The organism is Bradyrhizobium sp. CCBAU 53338 (genome assembly GCF_015291665.1).
Lineage (GTDB): Bacteria > Pseudomonadota > Alphaproteobacteria > Rhizobiales > Xanthobacteraceae > Bradyrhizobium.
Genome location: NZ_CP030048.1, coordinates 3,867,039 through 3,884,406, shown reverse-complemented (window position 1 = coordinate 3,884,406; position 17,368 = coordinate 3,867,039). Strand labels below are relative to the sequence as shown.

Annotated in this window: 18 protein-coding genes; 2 read left to right on the top strand and 16 right to left on the bottom strand. The window is 64.6% G+C overall.

Going from position 1 to position 17,368, the window contains the following annotated elements:
* Positions 1 to 50: 50 nt before the first annotated feature.
* From secF to yajC, 3 genes are read right to left on the bottom strand one after another with little or no spacing between them, the layout of a single operon-like run.
* Positions 51 to 1,070, bottom strand: a complete 1,020-nt coding sequence (gene secF / locus XH90_RS18225) for a protein translocase subunit SecF (protein WP_194475751.1) — start codon at positions 1,068 to 1,070, stop codon at positions 51 to 53.
* 10 nt (positions 1,071 to 1,080) lie between these two features.
* Entirely contained in the window at positions 1,081 to 2,679 is a 1,599-nt protein-coding gene (gene secD / locus XH90_RS18220) for a protein translocase subunit SecD (protein WP_194475750.1), read from the bottom strand.
* A gap of 49 nt (positions 2,680 to 2,728) precedes the next feature.
* Positions 2,729 to 3,097 (bottom strand): preprotein translocase subunit YajC, encoded by a 369-nt coding sequence (yajC, locus tag XH90_RS18215; RefSeq protein WP_148753779.1) that lies wholly within the window; start codon positions 3,095 to 3,097, stop codon positions 2,729 to 2,731.
* 182 nt (positions 3,098 to 3,279) lie between these two features.
* Here yajC and XH90_RS18210 point away from each other — a divergent pair, with 182 nt between their 5' ends.
* Positions 3,280 to 4,275, top strand: coding sequence for an ATP-binding protein (locus tag XH90_RS18210; RefSeq protein ID WP_194475749.1), 996 nt, complete (start codon positions 3,280 to 3,282; stop codon positions 4,273 to 4,275).
* A 92-nt stretch (positions 4,276 to 4,367) separates the two neighbouring features.
* Here the strand turns inward: XH90_RS18210 and XH90_RS18205 are convergent, their stop codons facing one another.
* Together XH90_RS18205 and XH90_RS18200 are read right to left on the bottom strand one after the other, a co-directional pair.
* On the bottom strand, positions 4,368 to 5,762 hold the full coding sequence (locus XH90_RS18205) for a LysM peptidoglycan-binding domain-containing M23 family metallopeptidase (RefSeq protein WP_194475748.1): 1,395 nt from the start codon (positions 5,760 to 5,762) through the stop codon (positions 4,368 to 4,370).
* 109 nt (positions 5,763 to 5,871) lie between these two features.
* Positions 5,872 to 6,522 (bottom strand): protein-L-isoaspartate(D-aspartate) O-methyltransferase, encoded by a 651-nt coding sequence (locus XH90_RS18200; protein WP_194475747.1) that lies wholly within the window; start codon positions 6,520 to 6,522, stop codon positions 5,872 to 5,874.
* Between the two features lie 238 nt (positions 6,523 to 6,760).
* Between XH90_RS18200 and XH90_RS18195 the strand changes: the two genes are divergently transcribed.
* On the top strand, positions 6,761 to 7,132 hold the full coding sequence (locus XH90_RS18195) for a response regulator (protein ID WP_194475746.1): 372 nt from the start codon (positions 6,761 to 6,763) through the stop codon (positions 7,130 to 7,132).
* 8 nt (positions 7,133 to 7,140) lie between these two features.
* Here XH90_RS18195 and surE read toward each other — a convergent pair whose 3' ends face one another.
* The 11 genes from surE to argS form a co-directional block, all read right to left on the bottom strand.
* Complete coding sequence (gene surE, locus XH90_RS18190) at positions 7,141 to 7,908, bottom strand: 5'/3'-nucleotidase SurE (RefSeq protein WP_194475745.1); 768 nt, start codon at positions 7,906 to 7,908, stop codon at positions 7,141 to 7,143.
* A 130-nt stretch (positions 7,909 to 8,038) separates the two neighbouring features.
* Entirely contained in the window at positions 8,039 to 8,404 is a 366-nt protein-coding gene (locus XH90_RS18185; RefSeq protein ID WP_194475744.1) for a hypothetical protein, read from the bottom strand.
* Between the two features lie 144 nt (positions 8,405 to 8,548).
* Complete coding sequence (gene serS / locus XH90_RS18180) at positions 8,549 to 9,880, bottom strand: serine--tRNA ligase (RefSeq protein ID WP_194475743.1); 1,332 nt, start codon at positions 9,878 to 9,880, stop codon at positions 8,549 to 8,551.
* 137 nt (positions 9,881 to 10,017) lie between these two features.
* A complete protein-coding gene (tatC, locus tag XH90_RS18175) occupies positions 10,018 to 10,830 on the bottom strand; it encodes a twin-arginine translocase subunit TatC (RefSeq protein WP_194475742.1) in 813 nt (270 codons plus the stop codon).
* A complete protein-coding gene (tatB, locus tag XH90_RS18170) occupies positions 10,827 to 11,327 on the bottom strand; it encodes a Sec-independent protein translocase protein TatB (RefSeq protein ID WP_194475741.1) in 501 nt (166 codons plus the stop codon). The genes tatC and tatB overlap by 4 nt, the downstream gene beginning before the upstream one ends.
* Positions 11,328 to 11,415: 88 nt before the next feature.
* Positions 11,416 to 11,649, bottom strand: coding sequence for a twin-arginine translocase TatA/TatE family subunit (locus tag XH90_RS18165; protein WP_027529733.1), 234 nt, complete (start codon positions 11,647 to 11,649; stop codon positions 11,416 to 11,418).
* Positions 11,650 to 11,816: 167 nt separating this feature from the next.
* The gene (gene scpB / locus XH90_RS18160) at positions 11,817 to 12,560 is read right to left on the bottom strand and encodes an SMC-Scp complex subunit ScpB (protein WP_194475740.1); all 744 of its coding nucleotides are present in this window, start codon (positions 12,558 to 12,560) and stop codon (positions 11,817 to 11,819) included.
* A 21-nt stretch (positions 12,561 to 12,581) separates the two neighbouring features.
* Positions 12,582 to 13,421, bottom strand: a complete 840-nt coding sequence (locus tag XH90_RS18155) for a ScpA family protein (RefSeq protein ID WP_194475739.1) — start codon at positions 13,419 to 13,421, stop codon at positions 12,582 to 12,584.
* Positions 13,418 to 13,855 (bottom strand): hypothetical protein, encoded by a 438-nt coding sequence (locus XH90_RS39845; RefSeq protein WP_371748249.1) that lies wholly within the window; start codon positions 13,853 to 13,855, stop codon positions 13,418 to 13,420. The genes XH90_RS18155 and XH90_RS39845 overlap by 4 nt, the downstream gene beginning before the upstream one ends.
* A 46-nt stretch (positions 13,856 to 13,901) precedes the next feature.
* Positions 13,902 to 15,434: an SPOR domain-containing protein gene (locus tag XH90_RS18145; protein WP_194475738.1), complete on the bottom strand. Its 1,533-nt coding sequence runs from the start codon at positions 15,432 to 15,434 to the stop codon at positions 13,902 to 13,904.
* 141 nt (positions 15,435 to 15,575) lie between these two features.
* The gene (gene argS, locus XH90_RS18140) at positions 15,576 to 17,366 is read right to left on the bottom strand and encodes an arginine--tRNA ligase (RefSeq protein WP_194475737.1); all 1,791 of its coding nucleotides are present in this window, start codon (positions 17,364 to 17,366) and stop codon (positions 15,576 to 15,578) included.
* Positions 17,367 to 17,368: the final 2 nt, after the last annotated feature.

Genomic DNA, 17,368 nt, shown 5'->3' with positions numbered 1-17,368 from the left:
CGAATGAGGCTACTGCCCTCGCAAACTCATGCGAGGGCATCCGGTTCGGATCATGCCTTGTTTTTCTTCGACGGCGGAGCCTCTTCCTTCGCATCTTCGCGATGCTCGCCGACGCCGAGATAGATCAGGATCGGTGCGGCGATGAAGATCGAGGTGTAGGTGCCGACCAGCACCACGCCGAACATCATGACGGCCGTGAAGCTGTGGATGGCATGACCGCCGAACAGCAGGAGCGCCAGCAACGCCAGCGTCACCGTGAAGTGGGTGATGATCGAGCGTGACAGCGTCGAGTTGATGGACTCGTTCAGCAGCTGCGGCATCGGCATCTTCTTGTAGCGCCGCAGCATTTCACGGATACGGTCATAGATGACGACAGTGTCGTTGAGCGAATAGCCCAGAATGGTCAGAAGCGCCGCGATGCTGGTCAGGTCGAAATCGACCTGGCTGATCGACATGAAGCCGATGGTCAGCACGATGTCGTGGACGTTGGCGATCATGGCGCCGAGCGCGAACTGCCATTCGAACCGGAACCAGAGATAGATCAGGATCGAGACGATCGCGAGCATCAGGCCGAGCATGCCGAATGCCAGCAGTTCGCCAGAAACGCGGGGGCCGACCACTTCGACGCGGCGGTACTCGACGGAATCACCGAGCGCGCCGCGGACCTTCTGCACGGCCTCCTGCTGGGCAGCGTCACCGCCGGGCTGCTCCGCGACGCGGATGAGGACGTTCTCCGGGCCACCGAACTGCTGCAACTGGACCTCGCCAAGACGCAGGCCGTCCAGGGTGGTTCGCATCGCCGCGATGTCGGCGGCGCCCGACTTCGCCCTGACCTCCAGCAACGTGCCGCCACGGAAGTCGATGCCGAAATTCAGGCCATGGGTGAAGAACAGCGTGATCGCAACGATCGACAGCGCCGCCGAGATCGGGAAGCTGATGCGACGGAAGCGTGTAAAGTCGAAATGCGTATTGTCCGGGACGATGCGCAGTGACGGCAGCCAGCCGAACACCGAGACCACGGTGAGGACAGCAATCAGGATGCCGAGCCCGATGAGAACGTAGTGAGTCACGGTCAGGCTCCTAGATCGGCACGTTCTGCGGCCGCTTCCACCGCACCCACCCGGCCACGATCAGCCGGGTCAGCGTGAAGGCGGTGAACACCGTAGTGATGATGCCGATGCCGAGCGTCACGGCGAAGCCGCGCACCGGACCAGTGCCGATGTAAAACAGCACCGCAGCGGCAATGAAGGTGGTGATGTTGGAATCGAGGATGGTCGCGAGCGCCCGCTTGAACCCGGCGTCGATCGCCGAGATCGCGTTGCGGCCGCCGCGCAGCTCCTCGCGGATGCGCTCGTAGATCAGCACGTTGCTGTCGACCGCGATGCCGACGGTGAGCACGATGCCCGCAATGCCGGGCAGCGTCAGCGTGGCATTGAGCAGCGACAGCAGGCCGAAGATCATGGCGACGTTGACGGCCACCGCGATGTTGGCGAACACGCCGAACAGGCGGTAGGTCAGCAGCATGAATACGATGACCATGATCGAGCCGACATAGGCCGCAAGCTCGCCCTTCTCAATCGAGTCCTGGCCGAGGCCCGGACCGACGGTGCGCTCCTCGGCCACAGCGAGCGGCGCCGGCAGCGCGCCGGCGCGCATCAGGATCGCGAGGTCGTTGGCTGACTGGACGGTAAAGTTGCCCGAGATCTGCCCCTGCCCCCCGGTGATGGGCTCGCGGATCACAGGCGCCGAGATCACCTCGTTGTCGAGCACGATCGCGAACGGCAGCCCCACATTCTCCTGCGTGGCCTGCGCGAATTTGCGCGCCCCAGTGGAGTTGAAGCGGAAGGAGACGATCGGCTCATTGGTACGCTGGTCAAATCCGGGCTGCGCATCGGTAAGCTCGGCGCCCGAGACCAGCACCTGCTTCTTGACGACGTAAGGCACCTTCGGCGTGCTCTGGCTCATCAGGAGCTCGGAATCCGGCGGCACGCCGCCGCGTTGCGCCTGGTCCGGCGGCACCGAGGTGTCGACCATGCGGAATTCCATCTTCGCGGTCTTGCCCAGCAATTCCTTCAGATGCGTCGGGTCCTGGAGGCCCGGAACCTGCACCAGAATTCGGTCGGTGCCCTGGCGCTGGATCACCGGCTCGACGGTGCCGAGCTCGTTGACGCGGCGCTCCACGATCTGGATCGATTGCTCGATGGTCTTGCGCATGCGCTCGACCATCGCCGGCTGCGACAGCGCCAGGCGAATCAATCCACCGCCGGCATCGGAGACGTCGAGGTCGCGCTGGCTGCTCGACCCGAGCAGGCCGCCGACCGGCTGTGCGAGGTCACGCAGCTTGGCCAGCGCGGTCTCGAACTCGGTGTCCTTGACCCGGACCTCGACGGCGTCACCGCGAGTCGCGAGGCCCGTATAACCGATCTTGGCCTCGCGCAGCACGCGGCGGACATCGTCGCGAACCTGGTCGAGCTTTTCCTTCTTGACGTAATTGGCATCGACCTCGAGCAGCAGATAGGAGCCGCCCTGAAGGTCGAGGCCGAGCACGAGCCGACGCTGCGCCCAGGCGGGCCAGGTCTTGACCTGCGCCTCGGGGAAGAAATTCGGGACCGCGCAGAGGCACACGATCAGCGCCGTCAGGATGATCCCGAGCGCCCTCCACCGCGTGAAATACAACATCGACTGGACCTGTCAGATCAGGAGATTTTAAAGACTCGCGGGAAAGCGCTCACTTCGCCGCGGCGTCGTCCTTCGCGCTTTCCTTCGCGCTGTCCTTGGCCGGCTCGCCCTTGGCGCGCACGCCCGAGATCATCGACCGCATCTGGCGCACGCGCACGCCGTCGGAAATCTCGAACTCGATCTGGTCGTCATCGACCACCTTGGTGACCTTGCCGACCAGGCCGCCCGAGGTCACGACGGTGTCGCCGCGGCGGATGTTCTTCACGAGTTCGGCGTGGTCTTTCACCTTCTTCTGCTGCGGGCGCAGAATCAGGAAGTACATGATCACGAAGATCAGGGCGAACGGCAGCAGCGACATCAACATGCTGTTGGTGTCACCGGCGCCCGCGGCCTGGGCATACGCAGGGGTAATGAACATTCGGACGATCCTCGTGGAAACGGGGGAAAACCGGTCAGGCCCTCAAAGGCGACCGGTTCGGTCAAATTCGCGCGGACTATAGCGACCACCGCCCCAATTGCAACGCTGCCAGACCGCCCCTTTTGGCCACCTTGCGGCGCGCCGTCAGGCCCGATAAGGCTGCATTCTCAGGAACTTCGGACATGCCAAAAAAACCAAGCAAAAGCCCGGCCGGCAAAGGCCCCCGTACCCCTGCCACAAAGCCCGCCCAGGTCGCGGCAAAACGCCCCAAGGCGGTCCAAAAGGCCCCCCTCTCCAAGGCCGTCCCGGACCTCTCCCAGGACCGCATCGTCCGCGCGCTGGAGACGATTGCGGCGCACCTTGCAGCCCAGGGCAGGCCGGCCGTCGAACGCGAGTCGTTCGAGCGGGCGGACGCTTATGTCTGGCACCCCGACGGCCGCCTGGCCGCAGTGCCGCGGGTCAGTCGCGTCGAGCTGTTCCTGCTGAAGGGCGTGGACCGGATGCGCGACATCCTGATGGAGAACACCGAGCGTTTCGCCAACGGCTTGCCCGCCAACAACGCCCTGCTCTGGGGTGCGCGCGGCATGGGCAAGTCGTCGCTCGTGAAGGCGGCGCATGCCAGCATCAACGCCGATCGCAAACCCTCTGAAAAGCTCAAGCTGATCGAGATCCATCGCGAGGACATCGAAACGCTGCCGATGCTGATGGAGAAGCTTCGCGACTCGAGCTTCCACTTCATCGTTTTCATCGACGACCTCTCCTTCGACGGCAATGACGCGTCCTACAAATCGCTCAAGGCCGTGCTCGAAGGTGGCATCGAGGGCCGGCCCGACAACGTCATCCTCTATGCGACGTCCAACCGCCGTCATCTGCTGGCGCGCGACATGATCGAAAACGAGCGCTCGACGGCGATCAACCCGGGCGAGGCCGTCGAGGAAAAGGTCTCGCTGTCGGACCGCTTCGGCCTCTGGCTCGGCTTCCACCGCTGCAGCCAGGACGAATACCTCGCCATGGTGCGCGGCTATTGCAGCCATTTCGGCATCAAGGTCGACGACGAGGCGCTGGAGCGCGAAGCGCTGGAATGGTCCACCACGCGCGGCTCGCGCTCGGGTCGCGTCGCCTGGCAGTTCGTGCAGGAGCTGGCGGGGCGCCTCGGCGTCAAGCTGACGACGAAGTAGCACTGATTTCAAGCACAGGATCGCCCGCCCCATGACACACAGGGCGGGCGATAATTTCGTTCTTGTGGAGAGAGCGAGAGCCCGACGGGGCCTTACGCCCCGTTCAGGAATTGAAGCGGGTCAACCGGGCTCGATCCCTTACGGATCTCGAAGTGGAGCTGCGGCGACGCCACCTCCCCGGATTGACCCGACTTGGCAATGACCTGACCGCGCTTGATGGTATCGCCGCGCTTCACCAGCAGCTCACTCGCATGGGCATATGCGGTGACGTAGCCGTTGGCGTGCCGAACCAGGACCAGATTGCCGTAGTTTTTCAGCTCGTTGCCGGAATAGGCAACGACGCCGTCATCAGCCGCCTTGACCGGCGTGCCTTCGGGCACCGCGACGTTGATGCCGTCATTCGCCTTGCCATTGGTCTTGGTGCCGTAGCTCGTGATCACCTTGCCGCGCACCGGCCAGCGGAAGGTCGGCAGCGAGCTGGTGGTCTCCGCCGCTTTGGCCGGTGCTTCGGCAGCGGGTTTCTCGTCGATGTTGGCGGTTGCCTGGGCCAGACGCGCACTCTGCGCCGGCTGGGCGACAACGGCCATCCTGGTGGCGGGCGCGGGAGCGGCCGCGACCGGCTGCAACGCAGCCGCAACGGGCGCTGCAGCAACAGGGGCCGGAGCAAGCGGAGCCGCAGCCGCGGCGGTCCTCGCGCCCGGCACGGTCAACCTGGTGCCGAGCTTGAGCTTCGTCGACGGCTGCATTCCATTGGCGCGAGCCAGCTCCGCCGCGGAGATATGGTTCTTGCGCGCAATGCTGACGAGCGTGTCGCCGCGATTGACGAAGTGGAAGCTCGACGGCGCAGCGGCGGCAGCAACCGGCTTCGGCGCCATCGCGGGAGCCGCGGCGACCGGAGCCATCGCCGGCGCCGGCGCGGCAGCCGTTGCACCCGGATGCGGGATGATCAGTTGCTGGCCAGGCGAGAGCGCGCGCGGGCCCCTGTAGCCGTTGGCGGCCATGATCGCCTGCGGCGTAACGTGATAGCGCCTCGCGAGCACGTCGAGCGTATCGCTGGTGCCGACGATGATTTTGGTTCCGCCGACCGGCTGGGCGGCTGCGACCGAGCGGGGCGGCACCGTGCCGGTGGCTTCGAGACGCGGCTGGGCCGGCGGCGTGTACGAGCCGAGGCCGCGCCCGCCTCCCGAGACTCCCCCGCCAGAGGCAACCGGATAGGATTGCGGCGCGGCGACCGCCGGCGGCGGCAAGGCCTGGGACTGATAGTAGCCGGGCTGGGTCTGCGGCCGCGCATATTGCGGCAACTCACGCTGCGGAGGCGGAGCCTGCTGCACCGAACCGGTCGATTCAGCGAAGGGATTTGAGAAATTCGACTGGGACAGCCGCGACGACATGTCGGCACTGCACCCTGCGAAGCTGAAGGAAATCAGCGCCAGCACCGCGACCTGCGGTACGCGGCGCGAGTAAAGCAACTCGGCGACAACAGACATGGTTACTCACTCGTACGCAACAGAACTCGTGTTTTAAGTAAACACGCGCCAAGTAAATAACGGCTTAACCCTCCCAATAAGATGTTGGATGCGCTGCCGATCCGGAATTCTACAGCTCCCGCGCCACGCCGGGGAGCGCCGGCACGAAGCGGACCTCGACGAGTTCCTTGCGCTCGATCCCTCGATCCCCGCGGATCAGGCGCGTCAGCGTCTGCACACCCTGATGCGGGCCGACCGGCGCGATCAGGATGCCGCCGAGCTCGAGCCGATCGATCAGGTTCTGCGGGATCTGCTCGACCGCGGCGGTAACGATGATGCGGTCGAACGGGCCGATGTTCGCTGGCAGATCGAGGCCGTCGCCGAGCATCACCTCGACATTGTGGCAGCCCAGCTTTTCGAGCCTGGCGCGCGCGGTGTCCGCGAGCTTGCGATAGCGCTCGACCGTCAGCACCTCGCGCGCCAGCTTCGACAGCACGGCGGCCTGGTAGCCGGAGCCCGTGCCGATCTCGAGCACGCGGTGGCTCTTCTGGAGCTGAAGCTGCTCGGTCATATAGGCCACGACGAAGGGCTGGCTGATGGTCTGCCCGCAGGCGATCGGCAGCGCGCTGTCACGGTAGGCGCCGTCGCGATCGGAGGCTTCGACGAAGAGCTCGCGCGGCACCTCCTCCATGGTCCGCAACACGGCCTGATCACTGATGCCGCGACGCCTCAGCGTAAGCTGAAACATCATCTTTTCCGGTGGGGGCTGATTGGAGATCATCGCTGCTTATGTCGTCTCGTCCGGTCCGGATCGATGGTTTTTGCGCCAGTTTCCAGAGCCAGAATCTTGTTCCTGCTCAGGAACCCATGATAGCCTTCCGGCTTAGGATTTGACCATAAATCGCTTGCAGCGGACGAGCCACCACGGCCATTTTCATGGGCCAGCCGGCTGAAACGCGCATTGCGTCGATTCGTGTTATCTGCGAACGTTTTCACGAATGGGCAAGGACTCAACGACAATGACCGCGACAGGGCTTTCCGGCCGCTCTGTATTCCTCGTCGAGGACGAGGTGATGATCCGAATGATGGTTGCGGACATGCTGGAGGAGCTGGGCTACAAGGTCGCAGCCGAAGCGGGCGACATCACCGAGGCGATGCGGCTGGCTCAGGCCACCGAATTCGACATTGCCATCCTCGACGTCAACGTCAACGGCAAGGTCATCTCACCGGTCGCCGACGTCATCAGCGCCAAGGGCTGCCCCTTCATCTTCGCGACCGGCTACGGCTCGTCGGGCCTGCCGGAGCAATACCGCGACCGGCCCGCGCTTCAGAAACCGTTTCAGCTCGACGCGCTCGGCAAGACCATCGAGGCCGCGCTGCGCGGCGGCTAGGCTAGCCGCTACTTCAGCATCGCGCTCAGTTCTTCGGAAAACGCTTCATTGGTGCGGTCGAGCCGCAGCGGCGTAACCGAGACGTAGCGCTCGCGCAGCGCCGCGAGGTCGGTCCCCTCGGCCGGCGTGTCCATCATTGCTGCGCGCTCGAAGCCGATCCAGAAATAGGGATTGTTGCGGCCATCCCTGCGCTCGTCGATCCTGAGGAAACCGAGGTTGCGCTTGCCCTGCCGCGTGACGCGAATGCCGAGCACGTCTTCCGGCGCGCAGGAGGGAAAGTTGACGTTGATGACCGTCTCCTTGGGAATGCCGGCCTTGATCACCTTGCGCAGGATGTCGGGGCCGAATTTGCGCGCGGTGTCCCATGGCAACCGCTCGCGCGTCTCGACGTTGAATTCCTGCGACAGCGCGAATGACGGGATGCCCAGAATGGTGCCTTCGAGAGCGCCGGCAATGGTGCCGGAATAGACTACGTCCTCGGCAACGTTGCGGCCCTTGTTGACGCCAGAGAGGACGACGTCGGGGAGCTTGGCGCCGAGAATATGGCGCGCGCCCATGATGACGCAGTCGGTCGGCGTGCCTCGCACCGCGAAGTGCCGAGGTCCGACTTCGCGCAGGCGCAGGGGATCGTTCAGCGACAGCGAATGCGACACACCGGACTGATCGAGTTCGGGCGCCACCACCCAGACGTCCTCGGACAGAGCGCGTGCGATCTCCTCCACGACCTTGAGGCCGGGAGCGTTGATGCCGTCGTCATTGGTGCAGAGAATGCGCATGCCGGTGGTCGATTCCTGAGCTGGGATCAGGTCGTCTTATCCCCCTGGGACCGATCAGGCAAACCGGCTTCGGCGCAGACCTCACCCGTGATTCCCGCTCATCGCCGCAACGCAGCAATTGCCCCTTCCGCTAGCGGCGGACTCGCCATTGCGGCAGGAAGCGCGCGAGCCTGCCCTCCGCACGTAATTGCATCGATGGCACGACCGGGATCGTGGCGGGCGATGTTTCAATCACACCGAGCGCGTTGAGTTGCGCGATGGGCGGCTCCGCCACAGGCGTCTGCGGATAACGACCGCGTGCCAACGTCACCGCCTGGTCAAAATCCTCGACATTGACGCCGGCCTTCGCTCTGCGGCCTTGAATGAGTGCGTCGTCCCAGAGCCGTGCGATGTCGATATCAAGCACGCCACGCAAACGCTGATCGACGGCCTGGATGCCGGCACCTGTCACCGCCCATTGACGGCCGATCCAGAAGATGTCGCGGTGCAAGGCCATGGACGTTGGTTTCGCGTTCGCGGGCGGGCGTCAGGATAGCCGGCCGCCCGATCTTCGCAACCAAACGTTTCCGCGCTTCAGACCGGCAACACGCGGTTCCTGCTTGGCGCGAACGCGGTGACCTCTTCGCTCGAAAACGCCTCGCTACTCGCGAGCGATCACCTTCAATCCGCCCATATAGGGCTGGAGTACGCTGGGAACCGCGATCGAGCCGTCCTCCTGCTGATAGGTCTCCATCACAGCAATCAGCGCGCGGCCGACGGCCGTGCCGGAGCCGTTCAGCGTGTGCACGAAGCGCGGCTTGCCGTCCGGGCCGCGCGAGCGCGCGTCCATGCGCCGTGCCTGGAAGTCGCCGCAGACCGAGCAGCTCGAGATCTCGCGGAACATGCCGCCATCGCCCTGCCCGGGCATCCACACTTCGATGTCATAGGTTTTTTGCGACGAAAAACCCATGTCTCCTGCGCAGAGCGTCATCACGCGATAATGCAGGTCGAGCTTCTGCAGCACCTGCTCGGCGCAGGACAGCATCCGCTCCAGCTCGTCCTTGCTGGTCTCCGGCGGCGTGATCGAGACCAGCTCGACCTTGGTGAATTGATGCTGGCGGATCATGCCGCGCGTGTCGCGCCCGGCAGCACCCGCTTCCGCGCGGAAGCATGGCGTCAGCGCGGTGAGCCGCATCGGCAGTTGCTTCTCGTCGAGAATGGATTCTCGCGCGAGATTGGTGAGCGACACTTCCGCGGTGGGGATCAGGCCGAGGCGCTCAGTCTTCAGTCGCTCGTGGTCGGGCTCTGCAAGCAGCTCGCCCTTGATCGCCCAGAACTGGTCGTCCTCGAATTTCGGCAACTGCCCGGTCCCGAACATAACTTCGTTGCGCACAAGGAGCGGCGGGTTGATCTCGGTGTAGCCGTGCTCGGTAGTGTGCAGGTCGAGCATGAACTGACCGATTGCGCGCTCGAGCCGCGCGAGCCCCTTCTTCAGCACGACGAAGCGCGCGCCGGAGAGCTTTGCCGCCGCTTCGAAATCCATGTAGCCGAGCGTGGTGCCGAGATCGTCGTGCAGCTTCGGCGCAAAACCATAATTGCGCTTGGCACCGAACACGTGGCGCTGAACATTGCCGTGTTCGTCGACGCCATCTGGCACGTCATCGAACGGAATGTTCGGGATCGCGGACAGCTCTTTGGTGAGCTCCTCGTCGGCCGCCTTCGCGGCGGCCTCCAGCTCGGGCATCGTGGTCTTCAGCTCGGCGACTTCGGCCATCAGCTTGGCCGCACGCGCCTCGTCCTTGACCTTCTTCGCGTCACCGATTTCCTTGGACGCCGCGTTGCGCCGTGCCTGTGCCTGCTCCGAAGCCAGGATCGCCGCCCGCCGACGCTCGTCGATCGCGAGCAGCGACGCCGACAGCGGCTTCAGACCTCGCCGGGCGAGTCCGGCGTCGAAGGCGTGCGGATTGTCGCGGATCGATTTGATGTCGTGCATGGCTGTTTTCCCGTCATGGCCGGGTTCATCCCGGCCATCCACGTATCAACCGCCTTAGATCAAGTCGTGGATGCCCGGGTCAAGCCCGGGCATGACGAATCATCGGCTGTACAGCGGTATGATAGAGCGAAAGTGCCCTACTCCGCCGGATTGGCCGGCGTCGACACGTCCGTACCGGTGGCCGCCTGCGAGGCAGCCGCCTTCTTCTCCACCATCGACACCGCGATGATCGATCCCTCGTAGAGCGCAAGCAGGGGAATCGCGAGCGAGCACTGGCTGAGGATGTCAGGCGGCGTCAGCACGGCTGCGATGATGAAGGCCAGAACAATGAAATAGCGGCGCTTCTCGCGCAGCATCTTTGACGTAATGATGCCGACCCGCCCGAGCAGCGTCAGGATCACCGGCAGCTGGAAGGCGATGCCGAAGGCGAAGATCAGCGACATCATCAGCGAGAGATATTCGCCGACCTTGGGCAGGAGCTGGATCTGCGCGGTCTCGTCACCGCCCACCTGCTGCATGCCCAGCGAGAAGCGCACCAGCATCGGCAGCACGACGAAATAGACCAGCGCCGCGCCCATCACGAAGAAGAACGGGGTCGCAACGAGATATGGCAGGAAGGCCTGCTTCTCATGCTTGTAGAGACCGGGCGCGACGAACTTGTAGATCTGCGTCGCGACGATCGGGAACGAGATGAATCCCGCACCGAACAGTGCGAGCTTGAGCTGCGTGATGAAGTATTCCAGCAGCGCCGTGTAGATGAATTTGGAGTTCTCTGCACCCGCGACCCAAACGAACGGCCAGACCAGCACGTTGTAGATCTGCTTGGCGAAGAAGAAGCAGAAGATGAAGGCCAAACCAAAGCCGAGCAGCGCCTTGATCAGCCGCGAGCGCAGCTCGATCAGATGGTCCATCAGCGGGGCTTTGCTGGCCTCGATATCGGCGTCGCTCATGACGCTTTGGCGTCCTTGATCGCTTCGGATGCGGTGTCCTGCGCAACCGGTGTCTGCTCGACCTCACGGGTGATGGCGAGCGGCTCATTCGCGGCCGAATGTGCCTCCGCTTCCACGAAGGTCTCGGGGGTCGGCGCTTCGGGGGGTGTCGGGCTTGCCGGCGGTTCGACAGCAGCCATCGCCGGCGTCTCGGCCGGCTTGTCGAGCGCATCGACGCGGAGCGCGTCGCTCACGTCCTTCTGGAGGGAAGTCATCAGACCGCCGCCGGTGAAACCGGAGGCGGCTTCCTTGACCTCGTCGAAGCTCTTCTTGAGGTCGGCCATCTCGGCCTCGCGCATCGCTTCCTGGAACTGGCCCTGGAATTCGGCGGCCATCTTGCGGGCCTTGCCCATCCACTGGCCGACCATGCGCAGCACGCCCGGAAGCTCCTTCGGGCCAATGGCGACCAGGGCAACAACCCCGATCAGGACCAGCTCACTCCAGCCGATGTCGAACATGACGTCTTCCGTTCACGCGAAGCCACGACCGGCCCAATCCCTCACGTGCAGGATCGGGTCCGCTTCCCGCGTCTCGCGTGCTCCTGGCTCAGACGGCCTTGCTGCCGACGTCGGACCGTGCCGCTGTCGGCGCGGCATTGTGCTCGATGGACTTCGAGGGCTCCTGCTTCTCGGCGGGCTTGTCGTCGTCCTGCATGCCCTTCTTGAAGGCCTTGATGCCCTGCGCCACGTCGCCCATCAGATCAGAAATCTTGCCACGGCCAAACAGCAGCAGGACCACTGCGATCACCAAGATCCAGTGCCAAATGCTAAGTGAACCCATCCTGCAACCCTCCAAACGCGCATGGCCGGGACCCGGCCGATCTTGACCGGAACGTAGGCTTGGCAGGCCTCAAAAACAAGGACCAAGGCAGTGCCAATTCGCTGTTGGCACTACGTAATCTTGCTAGTGTTAACCGGTCGCAAGGGGCCCCGTGGACGGCCGGAGGATTACTCCTCGCTGCCGCCCTCATTGCCGCCTTCCGGCGGGGTCTCGGGCTCCACCGCAGGCGCCAGCGCCAGATCGAGCTCCTCGCCCGGTTCCAGGGGATCCTCGTCCTCACGCAGCGCCGGGTCGTCCGAGGGCGTCGGCACGCTGAAGCCGGTCGGCAGGCGCGAATCCAGCAGGCCCGTGCCCTTCAGCTCCTCGAGGCCCGGCAGATCGCCGAGCTGTTCCAGGGTGAACTGCGACAGGAAGTCCTCGGTGGTTCCGAAGGTCAGCGGACGGCCCGGCGTCTTGCGGCGGCCGCGCGGCTTGATCCAGCCCGTCTCCAGCAGCACGTCGAGCGTGCCCTTGGAGGTGACCACACCGCGGATCTCTTCGATCTCGGCGCGCGTCACCGGCTGATGGTAGGCGATGATCGCCAGCACCTCGATCGCCGCGCGCGACAGGCGCTTGGTCTCGGTGCTCTCGCGGGTCATCAGCCAGGCGAGATCGCCGGCGGTGCGGAAGGTCCATTTGTTGGCGACCCGCACGAGGTTGACGCCGCGCGAGGCATAATCGACCTGGAGCTGCTCGAGCGCAGCCTTCACGTCCACGCCCTCGGGCATGCGCTTGGCCAGCGTCGCGGTGTCCAACGGTTCACTCGAGGCGAACAGCAGCGCTTCCAGCAGCCGCAATTCTTCGGGACGGGCCTGGGATTCGTTCTCCATCGGCTCGGCCTCTTCTACCCGCACTTCAGCCAGGCTTGCCATGGCAGCTTCTCCTTCTTGCACTTAACCGACCGGCGCATCGGGCGCAGGCGCTGCGTCCGCGACCGGTTTCGGGCGCCCTTTGCGGAAATAGATGGGCGCAAACGCCTCTTTCTGGTTCAGTTCGAGCTGACCTTCACGCACGAGTTCGAGCGCGGCTGCGAAGCTCGAGGCGAACACCGTCGCGCGCTGCGTCGGATCGGCGACGTGACGGATCAGGAAATCGTCGAGCACGCCCCAATCGTCCTGCTCGGTGATGCTGCCGACCAGACGCTCAAGCGTGGCGCGCGCCTCGGCGAGCGACCACACGGTACGCTTGGCCAGATGCACGCTCGCCAGCACGCGCGACTGGCGCTGTGAGGCATAGGCCGTGAGCAAATCGTACAGCGTCGCGGTGTATTTCGGATGCCTGATCTCGGCGATCTGCTCGGGCTCGCCGCGCGGGAAAATGTCGCGCAGCAATTGCTGCCGGTTCATCAGCCGGTTGGCCGCCTCGCGAATGGCTTCGAGGCGACGCAGGCGATTGGCGAGTGCGGTCGCCATTTCCTCGGCGCTCGGGCCTTCCGCGCTCGGCGGCTCCGGAAGCAGCAGGCGCGATTTCAGGAAGGCGAGCCAGGCGGCCATCACCAGATAGTCGGCGGCAAGCTCGAGCCGGATCTTTCGTGCGGCTTCGATGAAGTGGAGGTACTGGTCGGCCAGCGCCAGGATCGAGATCTTGGCGAGATCGACCTTCTGCTGCCGCGCCAGCGCGAGCAGCAGGTCGAGCGGGCCCTCATAGCCCTCGACGTCGACCACCAACGCCGGCTCGCCCTCGGCGAGCTCTGCGGGCCGGCCGGTTTCAAACGATAGAATTTCTGCGGTCATGCGGATGCCGTGGTTGCGGTCAATGCGTCCCGTTGCGCATTGTCGTTGCTGTGAAGCGGCGTGCCGGCCGCCAACATGGCGTGATTTTGCCCGCCAATGCTTCCCGCCAGCGCCTTCATCGGCACGTCATTACTCATTAACAAACCCTGGAACCCGATTGCGCTGCGAATCACCTGAGCAATCATTGTCGCAGAAGTCGTCATGGGATGGACCGGGTCGGCGGCGCCATCCACGGGAATGCTGTGACCGGCGAGATTAGCCTCAATCAGCCGCGCCGTCGTCATTTCCCCAACAGAGACCGCGACTTGCATCGATATCTCGAAGCCAAGCCTGAAGGGAATCGCGTTCGATGGGCATTCGGCACGGACAAACACCCGCGCAGGGGCGGTCAGTTCCGTTCCGGATACGCCGGTAATGAAGGCCCGCGTGGTCATAGGGCCGATTAACGCTGCCCCGGAAAGGGGGTCAAGGAAACGACCGCTAATTCCTCTGGACGAAGCAAGACGGCAGGCCGGCCGACTTCAGATTGTTGCAAGTCTGCACCGCCTCGTCGGCCGTGCCATACGGTCCAGCGAAGGCGCGGTAGACGATGCCCTTGCCCTTGTCGGTCAGATCGACCCGCTTGATCACCGGCGAGCGGGAGCCGAGCACGCTGCCATATTTGCTCTGGAGAACCCGGTAGGACGCGGCGGCGCTATCCTCGCTCTGCTGCGAAGACACCTGCACGACATAGCCGCCACCACTGCTCGCGGGGGCAATCTGCGTCGGATTGGTTGCAGCCATCCGCTGCGGCGACTCGGCCTGCGGCGCCAGTGAGAGCGGCTGGTTGGCGCTGGCATTGGCCGAGGTCGGCGGCGTGCGCAGCGCGGCGGCCGGCTTCGGAGAAGCGGCTGGTTTGGCCGACGGCGCGGCGGCCTGCGGCACGGCGCTGTCGGTCTGGTCGCCCTTCACAGCCACGGTCTTGATCGCGCGCGGCGCGCTGTTCGGCATCGTCCCGTTGCTCGGAACCGGACCGCCCGGCGGCGGAACATTGGACGGCGACACGCTCGCAACCGCCGGCGGATTCGCATTCGGGTTCAGCGGCGGAAACACCACGCGGGGACCCGCTGCCTTGGCGTTGACGTCGACGGGGGCCTCTTCGCGCGGCACGATCTTCTCGCTGCCGTCGCCGCTCACCATGCGGTCCGGCACCTTGGCCGAGTCGGACGGCGCCGGCACGATCTTGGTCGGCGTGTTGTCTGCCTTGATGATCGGCGGCTCACCGCTGCGGGGCGAGCCGATATAGGTCTTGTAGGCGAAGGCTGCACCAGTGCCGACCACTGCGAGCGCAAGGATCGCAGCGACCGTCATCATGCCGCCGCGCGACTTCTTGGGCTCGTCGAGATCGGCCTCGGGATAGTCGCTCTGGAATGCGTAGGGGTCGTCCGGATAGGCCGGCTCACGCTGAAAATCCTGCTCGCCCGACTCAAGCCGGCCATAGAGCGCATCGTCGTAGCGCGCCGGATCGGGCTGCTCGTAGGGCGCCTCGTAAGCTTGGTGCTGGGCCTGATCCTGATGGTAGGCTTGATCCTGATAAGCCTGATCCTGATAGGCGCGGCCCTGATAGGCCTGCTGCGGCGGATGATACTGCGGCTCGGGCGCGGCCGGCTGGGCCGCATAGCGATGCAGCGGATGAACCGGATTCACGGCAACGGGATCGTCAGGCTCCGGCGCGGGCTGCGCCTGCACGTTGGCACGGCGCATCCATGAGGGCGGCCCTGGCTGAGCCTGCGGCGCGGGCTCGGCATAGTCCTGCCGATAGTCGTCCTGCGAATAATCGTCGTCCTGATAGCTCTGCGTCGGTGCGGGCGCTGCCGGGCGCGCGCCTGGCCGGCCCTGCGCTGCGAACGGGTCGGTCTGCCCGATCAGGCGGGCGAGTTCGGCCAAGGGATCGCTGTCCGCCCTCCCATGCTGATCGGCGTCGCGACCATAGTCATCGGAAGGAAGAGATCTGTTCTGATATCGATCGGCCATCGTGATGATGCGTCCCTTCGGGAAAGCCGCGCGCCCCTCGACCAAGGCACGACTTTCGACCCACAAGGCTTTCAACCAAGTCTAAGCGATCCGGCTTCTGCCGGTACCCCCAAATATTCCCCTTAAGTAGTTCGCCCCAAACTACCGCATCTCGTCCGGAGCATGGACGCCGAGGATGGCGAGGCCCGATGCCAGGACAGAGACGACGCCCTGGACCATGGCCAGTCGCGCCTTCGTAAGATCTGCATCATTATTGATAATGAAGCGTAAATAGGGCAAATCGCGCCCCTTCGTCCAAAGTGCGTGAAATTCGCTCGCTAAGTCATAGAGATAAAAGGCAATACGGTGCGGCTCGTGGGCACTGGCTGCCGCTTCCAGCATCCGCGGATAAATTGCAAGGCGCTTGAGAAGATCGAGTTCAACGGGGTCCGACAGCCGTTCCACGGCCGACTCACTGAGCCAAGAGATGCGCTTGTCGGCATCCTCAGGCAGGTCCGGGAACACCTCGGCGCGCGCATTGCGGAAGATCGAGTGGCCGCGGGCGTGGCCGTACTGAACGTAGAACACCGGATTGTCGCGCGACTGTTCCATGACCTTGGCGAGGTCGAAGTCGAGCACCGCGTCGTTCTTGCGATAGAGCATCATGAAGCGAACGGCGTCCTGACCGACTTCATCCACCACCTCACGCAAGGTGACGAAATCCCCGCTCCGCTTGGACATTTTCACCGGCTCGCCGTTGCGCAGCAACTTCACGAGCTGGACGATCTTGACGTCGAGCGCGCCCTTGCCTGAGGTCGTCGCCTTCACCGCCGCCTGCATGCGCTTGATGTAGCCGCCATGATCGGCGCCCCAGACGTCGATCATCTCCGCAAAACCACGGTCGAACTTGTTCTTGTGGTAGGCGATGTCGGAGGCGAAGTAGGTGTAGGAATTGTCCGACTTGATCAGCGGACGATCGACGTCGTCCCCGTAGGCGGTCGCCTTGAACAGCAGCTGCTCGCGGTCTTCCCAATCCTCGACCGGCGCGCCCTTCGGCGGCGGCAGGCGGCCCTCGTAGATGTCGCCCTTGGCCTTGAGGAAATCGATGGTCTCGGCGACCTTGTTGTTGCCGCTCTCGATCAGCGAGCGCTCGGAGAAGAACACGTCGTGGCGGATGTTGAGGGCGGCGAGATCGTCCTTGATCGCGTCCATCATCATCGCAATCGCCTTGGCACGCACCGTCGGCAACCACTCGGCCTCGCTCATCGCGCGCAGCTTGTCGCCGTGCTCCTTCGCCAGCGCCTGCCCGACCGGCTTGAGATAGTCGCCGGGATAGAGCCCTTCCGGGATCGCGCCGATGTCCTCGCCGAGCGCCTCGCGATACCGCAGGAACGCGGAACGCGCGAGCACGTCGACCTGGGCGCCGGCATCGTTGATGTAATATTCGCGGGTGACGTCGTGGCCGCCGAACTGCAGCAGGCTCGCCAGCGCATCGCCGAACACGGCGCCGCGGCAATGGCCAACATGCATCGGTCCGGTCGGATTGGCCGACACGTATTCGACATTGACCTTGGAGCCGCCGCGGACGCGGCCGTAATCGCCCCCCTCGCGCAGCACCGTGCGCAGCGCCTCGGCCCAGGCGGCGGGCTGCAGCGTCAGGTTGATGAAGCCGGGTCCGGCGACGTCGACCTTGGCGATCAGCGCATCCGCCCGCAGCCGCTCAGCGATCTGCTCGGCGAGGTCACGGGGCTTTGCCTTTGCCTCTTTCGCAAGCACCATGGCAGCATTGGTCGCCATGTCGCCATGGGAGGCGTCGCGCGGCGGTTCGACCACCACGCGCGAAAAATCGATGCCCTCGGGCCAGTTGGCTTCCGCGGCGAGCGCGCGGCAGGCGGCGTGCACGCGTGCGAGCACGTCGGCGAACAGATGCGGGCTTGAGGATGTGTCGGGCATGG